This window comes from Paenibacillus sp. FSL R7-0312 (assembly GCF_038004445.1).
GTDB lineage: Bacteria > Bacillota > Bacilli > Paenibacillales > Paenibacillaceae > Paenibacillus_AQ.
The window spans coordinates 3,668,499-3,682,558 of record NZ_JBBORE010000001.1 but is presented as its reverse complement, the minus strand read 5'-3'; the positions used below and the strand labels follow the sequence as shown (position 1 = coordinate 3,682,558).

The window sequence follows — 14,060 nt, the reverse complement described above, 5'->3', positions numbered from 1 at the left end:
ATATATCCCTTTAAGTTCACTACAAGTACACGGAGCAAAACCGCTGCGAGAGCTTCTACTTTTTTTGCCAAACGGCCAGTTAGCAACAAACAAGGTTGTTGCAAGAAATAAGATCTGCTCATTCTGTTACGGATCGAATCCTCTCCCGCAAGTCCAAAACAAACCATCATAAAGGAGCGTCACCCATGCTAAGCACAAAAAAGATATTTCTTCCATTAACCTTCCTTCTATTAATGTTAATCCTGGCCTCCTGCGGACAATCGAACAACAGTAACAACGCAGCTCCAGCTTCTGCGGCTGCAACGGCGGCTGCTACTGAAGCACCTGCTGCCACTCCGGAGGCAACTGAGCCCGCTACGGCTGCAACACGGCTGTACACGGATTATAAAAAGAGAGAGGTAGAAATCCCGACCGATCCGCAGCATATTGTATATGTCGGCAGCAATCCTGGTGACCTTCTGGCGCTTGGAATAAAGCCTATAGGGGCTTCGCTTAGCGTCATCGGGACGCAGGTTGCCTACCCCGATCTGCTCGAAGGCATTGAAGATATCGGATACCCTTTCTCTCCTGAGAAGATCCTGGCCCTATCACCGGACCTGATCATTTTTGACGACTGGGATGAGACCGGGATTGAGGCGTTAAGCCAAATTGCACCGACCGTAGTAGTCGGCCTTGACGGCACCTTCCCGACGGAAGAGCGTGTACGGCAGATTGCTGAATTGTTCGGCCGCACGGAACAGGCGGATACCTGGTTCAACGCTTATAAAGCAAAGGTTTCCTCCGTGAAGGAGCAGCTGAACTTAACAGAAGGCGAAACCGCTACGTCCCTGCTTGTCCTGGGCTCTGATCTGTATATCATGGGCAACAAAGGCCTGAACGAAACGCTGTACGGACAGCTCGGATTCAAACCGACAGAAGGTGTCCAGAAGCTGATTGATGCCGACGAACGGTTCGCGAACATCTCCGACGAGGTGCTGACGCAGTATATCGGCACACACATGTTCATTCTGACCGACAACAGCAGCGAAACCGTAGCGAGACAGACGGCACTTACAGATAGCGGCTTATGGAAAGCTATTCCTGCCGTCAAAGAAGGCCGCGTCTACACCTTCGACAGCAAGTACAACTTCGACGACCCGATTACGCTGGACAGGCTGCTGGATGAGATCACCAGTATCTTTAGTAGTTCGGGGACCAAATAACACAACTTTTCATCCAGATGCAGCCTATCAAGAAAGGGATGTCCTCCGCCAACTAACGGCCGGGACATCCCTTTGCTCATTCATCTAACCGGTTCAGCTTCATCAGCTTGCTGGTTCTTCGCCAGTTTAAGCCAGTGCCGATAAGATCAGATCGCATAATTCCATCGTCTGTACATTATCCCTTCCGCTGGACAGCGGAGCCTGACCCTTCCGGCAGCAGTCCATGAAATGCTCCATTTCCCCGACAAAACCCCGGAGATACAGATCTCTAAGACCGCCGGACATCGCCGAAGCCGAAGGTGTCAGGACGGTATCCTGCTCCTCCAGCGATTGCCACGGCAGCCTGCTGCCGGAATACGATCTGTGGATCTTAAGCGTGTTGAGCTCATCGGCAAGGGCAAACCCCTGGTCGAAAGTAACCAGCACACTCTCGCTCTCCCTGGACCATGCGCTCATGCCGGAGAAAGACAGGCTGCCCACTACACCGCTGGCAAACTTTATGGAGAGACTCTGCGAGATACACTCCCCGCTGCTGCCCGACATGCCTGACACCTGAGCGGCCTCTCCGAACAAATATCGGGTCAGATCGACCATATGAATGGCCGCCAGCTTAATGAACTGTTCCTCATCCTTACAGAAGGGGGTACTGTCCACGGCAAACTTCACCTGAAAAGATCTGGCGGCACCCAGACTTCCATCCTCAATAAGTGCTTTAAGTTTCTGATACACAGGAGCATACCGCTTCATAAAGCCGACCATCAGAACAACCCCTGCTTTCTCCGCAGCCTCTGCCATCACAAGCGCCTCCGCTGCATTCCAGCCCAGCGGTTTGTCTACATAGACATTTTTGCCTGCCCGGATGCAGTCCAGCACAAGTGAAGGCTGATCCCCGGGCTGGGCTACCACAACCACGCCGTCGCAGGCTTCATTCTGGAGCATCGCTCTATAATCCCCGTATGGTGTCCCGCTGCTCCCGAAACGCTGAAGCGCAGCTGCCGAACGCTCCAGGCTGCGGGTCGCAATAGCCTGAATGTCCGCCTTCGCTTCCACTGCCGCAGGATATATATTCGTGGCGGCATGGAAGCCTGCCCCGATGAAACAAAGCTTGATCGTACTCACTGGATGAATCGCTCCTTCTTCGTATGAGGCTTCTTAGTTGCTTATATCTTAACGCAGGCTGTGCCATTAGAAAAAGGACAGGTGTCCCTGTCCTTTCTCTGCATTCAATATACGCATGTGACCGGAGCTTAACGCCTGCCTACTCCCTATTGCCGTCCACCTTCAATGAAACAGCGCTTTTTGGTGCCATGGAGAAGGTCAGCACCTCTCCCCCCTGCAGCTTCACAGCTACCTTCTCTTGCGTATCCCCATCGTTGAACAAAACCGCCGCAAACGATCCGTCACTGTTGCGGAAGGCAACGGAGCGTACTTGCTCATTGCTAGCGGCAGAAGCAACGCGCAGCGCCTTGGGCCGGATGACTTTGCTGAAATGCGCCAGCGCGTAATAATCCAGGGTATATGTAAGCTCCCTGGTCTGCTGGTTGACCGTCACTACTCCGCGGCAGGTACTCTTGCCGAAGCCGGGAACGGTTGGACCATTCTGTTCATCCAGCGCCATATTCCACAGCACGAACGACTTGCTGTGATTCCGCAAAATCTCAATTCCCGTGCGCATCACATTGGAGAACGCCTGCTCAAACGGCGGAATCCATTCCCCGCCCGAGCCTTCGGTGAAGTGTACTTCTTTGCCGGGATAAGCCGCCAGCACTTCTGACTGCGCAGCCGGTGCACCGCCATACCAGTGCCAGGCTACACCATCCACTTCCGCTTCGGCCTGCTCAAGAACGGTCAGCGGATAATCCGGCCGGTCCCAGTTGTGATCGTAGCAGAGGATTTTGGCTTCAATTCCATTCTTCCTGAAGCTTGGCTTCAGATAGTCGCGGATGAACTCCAGCTGCTCCTCCGGCAGCATCAGCATGCCCGGATAATGCTGCGGTTCATAGAGCGGCTCATTCTGCGCAGTGACGGCATAGGTAGGCAGACCATGAGCCGCGAAGTCCTGAATATAGCAGACGAAATAGTCCGCATACACCTGATAGTGCTCCGGCTTCAGCTGACCGGTAATCATCGACCCGCTGGTCTTCATCCAGCCCGGTGCGCTCCAGGGTGAAGCCATCAGCTTGATTTCCGGATTCAGCTTCAACGCCTGCTGCAATAAAGGAATAATATCCGCTTCATCATGGGCTATGGAGAACCCGGACAATCCGGGATCTGTCTCGTTCTCAGGCAGATCATTATAACTGTAGACCGTTCTGGCATAATCCGATGCCCCCATCGGATTCCGCAGGAAGGACAATCCTATCCCGTCCTGCGGGTGGAACAGCTTGCTCATTACTTCCGTTCTTTGCTCCTCGTCAAGCACCTGATGAATCAGATAAGCGGCCGAGTCCGTGAAGGAGGCCCCGAACCCATCCATCTCCTGATACGTATGACTGGCATCTATCTCAACTGTGGCAGTAACCGTATCAGCAGAAATTTGCGGCAGTTGTGCAACTGACTGCTCCACAAACAGCTCGTCTTCTCCGTTAGACTGATACATGATAATTTTCCGCATGTGTTATCCCTCCATCTTTTTATGCAAAAGGGCCCAAAGCGGGCCCCTTCCTGTGCCTTGCTTATTTAATGCCCAGCTTTTCCTTGTTGGCTTGCATCTTCCCGCTGCGGATTTCTACGATCTTATCCCAGCTGTTTTTGTCCAGGAAGGCTTTATAATCAGCCAAGGTACTGTCAAAGGCTGCATCATCCTTGGCACGGATCATACTTACCATTGTTGTATTCCAGGTGGTGTTAATCGCCGTCAGGCCGCGTGCTTCGGCTGTACCCTGATCGGGATTGATGTTCTCCAGGATGAAATGCGGTTTCAGCTTGCCGTGGCCCCATTCCTGCATTTGCTTGATCGATTCAGGGAAGGCATCCTTGCTCAGCGCTTTGTGGCGGTCATGCCCGAAGAACATGAATTCGCCCATCCGGTAATCCTTCTTGAACTTATCCGCATTATTCAGCTGCAGATCCTTCACTTCCGGCAGCAGTTCTACCGTACCGTCGCTATTTGCCTTGTAGGTCTCGCCTTCAATACCATAGTTCATCAGCTTCTGGCCTTCTTCGCTAAGCAGGTACGTGAAGATTTGAATCGCTTTGGCCGGGTCCTTGCAGTCCTTGGTGATGTAGCTGATCATCCAGCCGGTAATCCCGGACTGATTGAGGGTCGGCTGATGTCCCACTGTGCTCTGCGGACCATCGATGGCAATGTACTCTTTTCCCGGATTAGCACTCATGAAGATCTGCAGATTCCCGCCCTGCTGTGGAGTACCGTCGAGCAGCATCGTGGCATATTTACCGGATTTCACTTTTTCCTCAAAACCTGTACCGTCATCGGCGAAGCTGTCATCACTGATCGCCCCGTCTCTGTATACAGCATTCAGCGTCCGCAGCCAGGTCAGATAATCCTCATCCAGATTGCGGTTGTAGAACTTGCCGTCTTCCGTTTCCAGCGGAACGCCGATGAAATCCTGCAGCACATCCCCGAGCGAGCCTGTGCCTTCCCCAATGGAGTTGAATCCAAAAGGAATCATGTCAGGGAACTGTGTTTTGATCTGATTCATGACATTCTTGAATTCTTCCGGGGTCCCGAAGGAGGGGCTGCCCAGTGCTTCATAGACATCCTTGCGGATAACAAAAGCCGTTTTGGCCGGAATGTTACCGCTGTCATAATCAGCCTGTGTATTGGAATAGTTAGGATAGCCGTAGGTTTTGCCGTCTTTCAGTTGGAACCAGTTCAGCGTGTCGGCCGCAGCAACCTTGTTGAAGTAAGGATCATATTTCTCGGCCAGATCATTCAGCGGGAGCGCCCAGGTAGCGGCCTTCTGCACGACCGGAGAGTTCGAGTCGAAAATCGTCAGCAGATCCGGCATATCGCCACCCGCGAAGAACGTATTCAGCTTGGTGTCGTCTCCCGTAATGAACTTGATGTCGATGTTCAGATCCTCTTTGATCTTCTTGGTCACCACATCCTTGCCGAAGTCCGTATTCCACCAGTCCGCGTTGACATACCAGGTCAATTCCGTAGTCTCTGACTTTTTATCCAGCTGCCAGGCCGGAGTTTCCGGGTCCACCGTGTAGCGGTCTTCTATTGAGACATCGCTGCCCTTCTTCGAACCGCCGTTTGAGCTGCAGCCTGCCACCGCCAGCATTGCCGCCATCAGCAGCAGCGCGAGCTTAACACCCTTATTCCCCAGGACTTTATTCATTTTAATCATTGATAAACCTCCTATAATATGATGTAAAAACCGATTTCTTTTGAAAAATACGCCCCCTCTTCTTCTCTACTCTTTGACCGCCCCCATCATCATGCCGGAGATAAAGTACCTTTGAAGAACTGGATACATCGCAACAATCGGCAGGGTAGTAATGACAATTGTTGCTAGCTGAACCCCTTTGGTGGTGGTTTCAATCACGGCTGAGCCCCCGATGTTCTGCATCGACTGGGTCTGTGACTGCACGATAATCTCATACAGCTTCATCTGCAGCGGATAAAGGGCCTGATTGGTGATATATAGCTTCGTTGTCATGAAGTCGTTCCATTGCCCCACCCCGTTGAACAGGGCGATCGTAGCCATCGCAGGCATGGAGAGCGGAATGAAGATTTTGAGGAAAATATGCCAGTCGCCTGCGCCGTCAATCTTGGCCGATTCTTCCAGCGAATCCGGGACATTCCGGAAAAAGTTCATCAGAATGACAACGTCGTAATAGCTGAATAATGCGGGTATGATATACACCCAGAAGCTGTTCAGAAGTCCAAGCGATTTAATGAGCAGGTAGGTCGGAATCATCCCGCCTGAGAAAAACATCGTAATCACGCCCATCGTCACATACAGCTTGCGGCCGCGGATGTATCTTTTGCTGAGACCGTAGCCGATCATGGCGCAGAAGAACACATGGGTGAAAACCCCGACAAAGGTTTTGGAGATGGAGACCAGGAAGGACTGCCCGATGCTGCTGTCATTGAATACGGCGCGGTAATTCTCCAGGGAGAATTCCTTGGACCAGAAGATAAATCCGCCTTCGGCAAGCGCCTTGCCTGAGCTCAAGGATGAAATAATGACGTTCCATAAGGGAACGAGAATAATAACCATGAAGATTATCAGCAGAACCATATTGACCGCGTCAAAGATCCGGCTGTCGATATCTTCTTTAACCACCTTTCGGTTCACAGCACATGCCTCCCTTTATAACACGGATTGATTATCATTCAATTTACTGGTGATTTTGTTCGCCGTAACCAGCAGGATCACCGATACGATGGAGACACCCAAACCAACGGCGGTCGCATACGAGAAATCACCTTGCGTCATCCCCATACGGTATACATAAGAGTTGATAACTTCGGCTCTCGCCCGGTTCTGGGAGTTCATGAGGACCAGCGTCTGATCCAGATTGGAGCCGAGTAAACCGCTTACAGTCAGAATCAGATTCAGGCTGATAATTGACTTCATGTTCGGAAGAGTGATATTCCAGATTTGCCGGAGCCGGCTGGCTCCATCTATTTTGGCCGCCTCGTAGTAGGTCGGATCGATTTTTGACATAATGGCCAGATACAGAATTGTGCCCCACCCGGCTTCTTTCCAGATATCGGACAACGTGGCAATCCACCAGTACTTTCCGGAATCCAGTAGAATGTTGGACGGCTTCGAGATCAGTCCCAGATTCAGCAGCAGCTCATTGAACAAGCCGGAAGTAGAGAACCAGGTGATCAGCATCCCGCCGAGTACGATCCATGACAGGAAATGCGGCAGATAGGAGATCGTCTGGACGAATTTTTTGAACCGGCCCATGTTCAGCTCATAGATCATAATCGCCAAAATAATTGGTATCACGAACCCGATCGCCAGCTTCAGGAAGCTGATGCCCAGCGTGTTCACGACCGCGTCCCAGAAATATTCGTCAGACAGAATAATCTTGAAGTTATCCAGTCCCACCCAGGGTGCAGTAGACAGTGTGTCTATGACCGTGTAGTTCTTGAAGGCAATTGTCAGACCGTAAATCGGTATGTAGCAAAAAATAATCATAAAAATAATGCCCGGCAGAATCATGGATTGAATCTCCCACTGCCTTTTGTAATCGATTACAAATTCTTTGATCCGCTGCCCCATAGGCTTCTTGGCGTTCGGCGGCATTGAAGTTGCCGGTACTACAGCTGTTTTATTCACGTTCTTCTCCCCTCCAAATCAAGAAATCAGATATTTAAATCAATAAAAACGTTTTTATTTCTGCGCAAAAAAAAGCCCCCCTGCTGTGCATATTTTTATATAACAATGAAGTAGAAACAGAAGGAAACCTAATCGTGTGAAAACATATGGATGCTTATATCTGGAAACGACCACTTCTACTCTCTAAGGGCGGTCATTCCGGTCCATCTTTACATGGCTTGAGCCTCTTACAACAAGTTCACCCTGCAATTTCTGTACGGCGCCCTGCTCCTTCTCTTGAATCATGCGCACCAGATGGTCAATTGCCAGCATGCCCTGCCTTGCGATCTGATTCCGCACTGTCGTGAGCGGCGGCGAGTAGTATGGAGCGATATCAATATCATCGAAGCCCATTACGCTGACATCCTCCGGCACCTCATACCCGTAGCTCTTAAGCGCCTGGATACAGCCGATCGCACTGATATCATTACCGGCCAGGAAGGCATCAGGTAATTTCTCGGGATGCACGCGGATAAAGGACTTCACGGCATTATAGGTGCTGTCTTCCTCAAAATAACCCTGAAGAATATAATCCTCATCTTCCGGAAGCTGATATTGGCGGAGCGCTGCCAGATAACCTTCCCGCCGCTGTACGCTGTCGAACATCGTATCTACGCCGGAGATATAGGCAATTTTCTTATGCCCCAGGCCGATTAAATATTTGGTAGCCTCATAGCCTGATTCAAAAGAATCAAAAATGATGCTCCCCATCCCTTCGTCCTCCAGCACCCGGTCCAGAAACACTGCCTTAATCTTGTCTTTCTTCATCGCGGCAATGTCCTTCTCATCGATGCCCAGCTCCTCGTAGATAATGACACCATCCACGCGTCGCCCGAGAATATTGCTCATGACCACTTGTTTGTCCTTGGTGACAAATACATTCAGCCCGTAGCCTAGGCGGTCGCACTGACGGGCCATGGATTCTACCAGCTTGTAGAAGTATGGACCTGACACACTTGTGGTGAAGAACCCCAGCATCTTGGTCGTACCGGACTTCAGCAGCTTACCGTTCAGGTTCGGAACATAATTCAGGCGCTGCGCTACCTTCAGCACATGGGATTTGGTCTCCGGGTTGAGTACATCCACGTCATTCAAGGCGTTGGAGACCGTGGAGATGGAGACGCCCGCTTCTCTGGCCACGTCTTTGATTGTTATCTTTCCCATATCAATGTTCCTCTGCAATAAAAACGTTTTTATAGTTTATAAAATAGCATGAAACCGTTTTAAATACAACACTTTTTCTCATGATCTTTCTCCAGCCACCTTTTCCGCTAGTTATTGCCCGCTGAACGCAAACATAATCTCTGCCTCGCACACCCGCTCACCCTCTACAGTGGCGGTCCCGGTTCCTTTTACAATCATCCCTTTGACGCGGGTGACCTCAAATTCAAGGCGCAGCTGATCTCCCGGCTTCACTTGACGTTTAAACCGGCAGTTGTCTATTCCCGTGAGCAGTCCGAAGGTGCTTCTGCTCTCTTCCTGCTTGGACATGGCTATACCGCCTACCTGAGCCAGCGCCTCTACAATCAATACACCCGGCATCACCGGGTATCCGGTGAAATGCCCCTGGAAGATCGGTTCGTTTATACTCACATTCTTAATTCCTACCGCCCGCTTGCCTTCTTCAAGCTCGGTGATCCGGTCTACCAGCAGAAACGGATAACGGTGGGGAACCCGCGCCTGAATTTCATTAACGTCCAGCATACGGTAACTCTTCTGTGATTAAATTTATCTCATTTTACTATAAAGCAGCGGGCTTTAGCTATGCAGGAGTTGGAGTGGCTGCGGCGGATGGGGCGGTGAGTGCGGGAGGGCGCGGCGGCGGACAGCGGGCCGGTGGAGTAGCACGGTTGCACGGTCACACGGCGGCGAGGGCGGTGGGTGCCGGTGACTGACGGTGGTACTGGCGTGGGCGAGGGGTGTGCCGGTGACTGGCGGGGTGCGGGCGGGGGCGAGGGGTGCCGGTGACTGACGGTGCTACTGGCGGGGGCGGGGGGTGCCGGTGCGGATGCAGCGCGGATGCAGCGCGGATACAGCGCGGATACAGCGCGGATACAGCGCGGATGCAGCGCGGATGCAGCGCGGATACAGCGCGGATGCAGCGCGGATGCAGCGCGGATAAAGCGCGGATGCAGCGCGGATGCAGCGCGGATACAGCGCGGATGCAGCGCGGATGCAGCGCGGATGCAGCGCGGATGCAGCGCGGATGCAGCGCGGATGCAGCGCGGATGCAGCGCGGATGCAGCGCGGATGCAGCGCGGATGCAGCGCGGATGCAGCGCGGATGCAGCGCGGATGCAGCGCGGATGCAGCGCGGATGCAGCGCGGATGCAGCGCGGATGCAGCGCGGATGCAGCGCGGATGCAGCGCGGATGCAGGGGCAAGCACAAGTTGGGAGGTGAGTGGGGACGGAGTGTTATAGGGTACAGGCGATGGAGGCGTATTGAGAGACGCTGTCCCCCTTCGTTCCACTCACTAGCCCACTTGCAGCAGAATTAAAGGGATTTATCCCTCTAATTCCACTCGTCCCGCCTACTTTCGGCGTAATTAGTGGGATCCCTCTATTCCTCTCATTCTGCCTACTTTCGGCGTAATTAGTGGGATTTATCCCTCTATTTTTCACCGGAACCAGGGGCACTGTTGCCCCTCATTTACCTCTCCACGCCCGCTTCCACCGGAACCAGGGGCACTGTTGCCCCTCATTTACCTCTCCACGCCCGCTTCCACCGGAACCAGGGGCACTTTTGCCCCTCATTTACCTCTACAGGCCCACCTGCACCGGAACCAGGGGCACTATTGCCCCTCATTTACCTCTACAGGCCCGCCTATACCGAAATCAGGGGCACTTTTGCCCCTCATTTACCTCTACAGGCCCACCTCCACCGGAACCAGGGGCACTTTTGCCCCTCATTTCCACTACAGGCCCGCCTATACCGGAACCAGGGGCACTGTTGCCCCTCATTTACGTCTCTACGCCCGCTTCCACCGGAACCAGGGGCACTTTTGCCCCTCATTTCCCACTTCAGGCCCACTTCCACCGGAACCAGGGGCACTTTTGCCCCTCATTTCCCTCTTCAGCCCCATTTCTACCGGAATCAGGGGCACTTTTACCCCTCATTTTCTCTCACAGCCGACTTCCACCGGAATCAGGGCACTTTTACCCCTCATTTTCTCTCACAGCCGACTTCCAGCGGAATCACTCTTACCCCTCATTCCCTCTCATTGCCTACTCTCGGGGGGGGGCCGATGGATTCATCGTATAATTTCCTAAACGACCAAAAAACCTTGTATATAGTTTAACTTAAGAATGTTGATCAGCCGATGGACGCCCCTCCTGCAGAGCAAGGGTTCGTCCATGCAGCAATTCAGATTCTAAGTTTACCCTATATAGATTCAAGGTTTTTAAAGAAATCTAAGTAATTCACTTAGGACTTCAGGGCTTCAAGCTTCAGGCGGCGTCACACCGACAACGCCGGGGCAGCAGCCTCCAGATCATCTACACTAGCCATGTTTCTCAGCTTCCGCTTGAAGCCGATGAACAGGATCGCGCCCAGAAGGCTTGTCGTCACCTCGGTAACGGTCATGGACCAGATCACGCCATGCAGTCCGAAGAAATAATGCAGCACGATAATCACCGGGATATAGAGCACACCTTGCGTAACAGCCATAATCCCCGCCTCGGCGGCTTGGCCCGTGGCCTGGAAGATGCTCATGAACAGACCGGTAAAACCATTGAACAGCGCGGAGATGAGCATGGCTGCCAGGATATAAATCCCCATGCTGATCACTGAGTTATCGCTGGAGAATAAATGCAGGATAGGTCCCCGGAACACATAGACCAGACTGACAAATACCACCGCGATGCTTGCGATATAGCCAAAAGCATACTTAATACTTGAGGTAAGTCTGGCTCTGTTCCTGCTGGCATAGTTAAAGGCAAAGAGCGGGATCAGGCCCAGGAACAGTCCCATCGACAGGAACTCGGGAATCTGCACAATTCTCAGGGCCACCCCAAACCCGGCTACGACATTATCACCATACTGGATGGAATAGTTATTAAGCAGTAGTGTGGTCACAATCAGAAAAGCGCATTGCAGCAGCTCAGTGATGCCGACTTTATAGATCTCCAGCTTATCCTGTAGGGATATTCTGAAATGCTTCAGGAACCCCCTGAGATTCTGACTCCGTTTCTCCAGATAATAGAGATAATAGAGTGCCGAACCAAGGTTAGCGAGACACATGGCCAGCGCCGCTCCGGCTACATGCCAGCCCAGAATCAGGATAAACAGCGGGTCAAAGATCAGGCTGAGCGCCGTGCTGATGAAAATGCCGTACATCGACTCCTTCGAGGCCCCCTCCGCGCGGACCAGCTGTTCAAGCGCAAAGTTAAGCACAATCGCGAAGCCGCCGGCGAACATCGTCAGGGCATAGGTCTTCGTGTAATCGAAGGTTGCCGCATCCGCACCGAGCAGGCGGGTGAGCGGATTAATCGCCAGCAGCGCCAGCAGGGCGATAACGATTCCGGCGATGATGCTTGCATAGAAGGTATATCCGGCGATCCGCTTACCCTTCTCCGTATTCTTCTCTCCGGCCAGCCGGGTGACGAAGGTTCCGCCGCCTACTCCAAACACATTGCCGAAGGCCATCAGGACGGTAAAAATCGGCAAGCCCAGCGTAATCGCCGTCAGCATCCCCGTATTATGCAGCAGGCCGATGAAATACGCGTTGATCACATTGTAGACCGTTCCGACCGACATGCCGATCATCATGGGAACTGACAAATGGAATATCGCCTTTTTCATTGGAGCGGATTCCAGGTAATATTGGTTGGATACTTCCTTGTTCATATTCATTCCTCCGAACGTGTATCTTCATAATCAAATTCATTCCATTACAAGCTTTGATTAACTTTGGACAGCAGCGACAATAGGGTTGCTGCCTCCTCCTTGCTGAGCTGCCGGGTAATACCGGCTTCGACATCCGAGAACATCAGGTTGAACTCCTCGACCAGGATGACTCCCTTCTCCAATACGGTCAGCTTCTTCTGACGCTCATCCTTCTCATGGGTGACGCGTGCGATGTAGCCTTTTTTCTCCAGGCCCTGGAGCATGCTGGTGATGCTGGCCCCTCGCCGCTTGAACTGCTCCGCCAGATCCTTCTGGATCACACCTTTGTCCTGATTCTCATAGATATATCCGATCATCCGGCCTTGTGCGGAGTTCAGTCCCAGCTCGTTCAGCCGGGCATCGGCAGAGCTCTTAAGCTTGAGTCCAATCTCACGGATCAAATCTGAATACGGTGTATGCAAAATGGGTTCGGCCATCTTCATTTCCCCTTGTCATTTTAGATAGAATTCTAAGTAATACAGTAAGCATATTAGATAGAATTCTAACTGTCAAGGTTCTAATTAACTGGATATCGAAGCAGCCCGGGCCTCTCCTCCTCTCGGCATAGCCATGATCCGCTGCAGACCTAATGTACTTAGGGAATGTAAACTGAGTTTAAACAGCGTCAATGACGAATCGGCCAAGCCGTCTGGTTGACTCCTGCTAGCTAAGCGTAAGCCTATATAAATAATTATTACAAAAGAAAGGCCTCGCACGCTGGCAGGCCTTCTTCGTATGCTCTATGGCTTCAGGCTAAAACGCCGGTACCTCATCACTCTGCGGTACATGGATTTATCCTTAAGCTGATTAAAAATATACGGGTCTGGATTCATGTTCACTTCAATAATCCACGGCTTGAGCGTCCGGTCAAGACCGATGTCTACACCGAATTGCCGGTGGTGAGGATAGGTCTTCTGCATTTGAACCGCGATGCGTGTGCCCAGACGGTTCAGTTCACCCTTCAGCTGTACGAGCTGGTGGGCCGACAGATGGGTAGAGAGCAACTGCTCCACTGCGGTCGGTTTGCCGCCGCTGTGGTAGTTGGTGACTATTTTGCGCGGATGGCCCAGCCGGCCAATGATCCCGGTAGCCTCCCAAACGCCCTTGGGGCTGAGCTGCACCATCACCCGGAGGTCAAAGCGGCGCCCGCCCTGCTTCAGCAGATGGATACCTTTTTGAACCAGATAGCTCTTTCTGCCGATCTTCTTCGCCAGACTTTTATGAAAAGCTTCAAACGTATCGAAATGGCGCCGCGTTTCCTCATACTGGTACGTATACCCCTGCCGTTCCCCCCGCTCAGCGCGGATCACTCCATTGCCATAGGTTCCCCGTTCCGGCTTGACATAAATCATTCCATAGCTGTGAATCATCTGCTCCAGATTTCGTCTGGTAAACCTCCGGGTATCCGGAATGAACGGGGAAATGGTTTGGTTCTTAAGCAATAATCGGGTCTTGTACCATTTGCTCTGACCTGACTGAACCTGCTTGGCTGTCACGCATACACTCTCCTGTCCGGGAAGGAGCTTTCCATCCTCCCTTGATTTGCATAGTCGCTGCATTCTATGCGGAAGAAGGCGTATTTGAATAAAGCATCTGCCCCCTACGGGAAGATTATCTTTCAGCAGGATCATTGCCCTGTCAACCGTTAATCCGCAGGCATACCCTAGT

At 52.2% G+C, this 14,060-nt stretch carries 13 protein-coding genes; 3 read left to right on the top strand and 10 right to left on the bottom strand.

Annotated elements, in window-relative coordinates:
* Nucleotides 1-185: 185 nt before the first annotated feature.
* Nucleotides 186-1,202 (top strand): ABC transporter substrate-binding protein, encoded by a 1,017-nt coding sequence (locus MKX70_RS15965; protein WP_340840328.1) that lies wholly within the window; start codon nt 186-188, stop codon nt 1,200-1,202.
* Nucleotides 1,203-1,328: 126 nt separating this feature from the next.
* Here MKX70_RS15965 and MKX70_RS15960 read toward each other — a convergent pair whose 3' ends face one another.
* The 7 genes from MKX70_RS15960 to fabZ form a co-directional block, all read right to left on the bottom strand.
* Entirely contained in the window at nt 1,329-2,321 is a 993-nt protein-coding gene (locus MKX70_RS15960) for a Gfo/Idh/MocA family protein (RefSeq protein ID WP_340840327.1), read from the bottom strand.
* A gap of 139 nt (nt 2,322-2,460) precedes the next feature.
* A complete protein-coding gene (locus MKX70_RS15955; RefSeq protein WP_340840326.1) occupies nt 2,461-3,816 on the bottom strand; it encodes a glycoside hydrolase family 30 protein in 1,356 nt (451 codons plus the stop codon).
* Between the two features lie 61 nt (nt 3,817-3,877).
* Nucleotides 3,878-5,518 (bottom strand): sugar ABC transporter substrate-binding protein, encoded by a 1,641-nt coding sequence (locus tag MKX70_RS15950; RefSeq protein WP_340840325.1) that lies wholly within the window; start codon nt 5,516-5,518, stop codon nt 3,878-3,880.
* A gap of 66 nt (nt 5,519-5,584) precedes the next feature.
* Nucleotides 5,585-6,472 carry a carbohydrate ABC transporter permease gene (locus tag MKX70_RS15945; protein WP_340784194.1) on the bottom strand — a complete coding sequence of 296 codons (888 nt, stop codon included), beginning with the start codon at nt 6,470-6,472 and terminating at the stop codon, nt 5,585-5,587.
* Nucleotides 6,473-6,487: 15 nt separating this feature from the next.
* Nucleotides 6,488-7,468: an ABC transporter permease gene (locus MKX70_RS15940; protein ID WP_340840324.1), complete on the bottom strand. Its 981-nt coding sequence runs from the start codon at nt 7,466-7,468 to the stop codon at nt 6,488-6,490.
* Between the two features lie 183 nt (nt 7,469-7,651).
* A complete protein-coding gene (locus MKX70_RS15935) occupies nt 7,652-8,671 on the bottom strand; it encodes a LacI family DNA-binding transcriptional regulator (RefSeq protein ID WP_340784191.1) in 1,020 nt (339 codons plus the stop codon).
* A gap of 111 nt (nt 8,672-8,782) precedes the next feature.
* The gene (gene fabZ, locus MKX70_RS15930; RefSeq protein WP_340840323.1) at nt 8,783-9,211 is read right to left on the bottom strand and encodes a 3-hydroxyacyl-ACP dehydratase FabZ; all 429 of its coding nucleotides are present in this window, start codon (nt 9,209-9,211) and stop codon (nt 8,783-8,785) included.
* 14 nt (nt 9,212-9,225) lie between these two features.
* Between fabZ and MKX70_RS15925 the strand changes: the two genes are divergently transcribed.
* Nucleotides 9,226-9,402, top strand: a complete 177-nt coding sequence (locus tag MKX70_RS15925; protein WP_340840322.1) for a hypothetical protein — start codon at nt 9,226-9,228, stop codon at nt 9,400-9,402.
* A gap of 79 nt (nt 9,403-9,481) precedes the next feature.
* On the top strand, nt 9,482-9,928 hold the full coding sequence (locus tag MKX70_RS15920) for a hypothetical protein (protein ID WP_340840321.1): 447 nt from the start codon (nt 9,482-9,484) through the stop codon (nt 9,926-9,928).
* Nucleotides 9,929-10,964: 1,036 nt separating this feature from the next.
* Here the strand turns inward: MKX70_RS15920 and MKX70_RS15915 are convergent.
* From MKX70_RS15915 to MKX70_RS15905, 3 genes are all read right to left on the bottom strand, one after another.
* Nucleotides 10,965-12,353: an MATE family efflux transporter gene (locus MKX70_RS15915; protein WP_340840320.1), complete on the bottom strand. Its 1,389-nt coding sequence runs from the start codon at nt 12,351-12,353 to the stop codon at nt 10,965-10,967.
* Nucleotides 12,354-12,397: 44 nt separating this feature from the next.
* Nucleotides 12,398-12,829: a MarR family winged helix-turn-helix transcriptional regulator gene (locus MKX70_RS15910; RefSeq protein WP_197072959.1), complete on the bottom strand. Its 432-nt coding sequence runs from the start codon at nt 12,827-12,829 to the stop codon at nt 12,398-12,400.
* Nucleotides 12,830-13,132: 303 nt separating this feature from the next.
* Complete coding sequence (locus MKX70_RS15905; protein ID WP_340840319.1) at nt 13,133-13,888, bottom strand: YheC/YheD family protein; 756 nt, start codon at nt 13,886-13,888, stop codon at nt 13,133-13,135.
* Nucleotides 13,889-14,060 lie beyond the last annotated feature (172 nt).

What these genes read in the sequence shown, in the direction of transcription:
- MKX70_RS15910 (WP_197072959.1), bottom strand. Translation starts at nt 12,829, where the DNA reads ATGGCCGAACCCATTTTGCATACACCGTATTCAGATTTGATCCGTGAG.
- MKX70_RS15915 (WP_340840320.1), bottom strand. Translation starts at nt 12,353, where the DNA reads ATGAACAAGGAAGTATCCAACCAATATTACCTGGAATCCGCTCCAATG.
- MKX70_RS15950 (WP_340840325.1), bottom strand. Translation starts at nt 5,518, where the DNA reads ATGATTAAAATGAATAAAGTCCTGGGGAATAAGGGTGTTAAGCTCGCG.
- MKX70_RS15965 (WP_340840328.1), top strand. Translation starts at nt 186, where the DNA reads ATGCTAAGCACAAAAAAGATATTTCTTCCATTAACCTTCCTTCTATTA.
- fabZ (WP_340840323.1), bottom strand. Translation starts at nt 9,211, where the DNA reads ATGCTGGACGTTAATGAAATTCAGGCGCGGGTTCCCCACCGTTATCCG.
- MKX70_RS15935 (WP_340784191.1), bottom strand. Translation starts at nt 8,671, where the DNA reads ATGGGAAAGATAACAATCAAAGACGTGGCCAGAGAAGCGGGCGTCTCC.
- MKX70_RS15955 (WP_340840326.1), bottom strand. Translation starts at nt 3,816, where the DNA reads ATGCGGAAAATTATCATGTATCAGTCTAACGGAGAAGACGAGCTGTTT.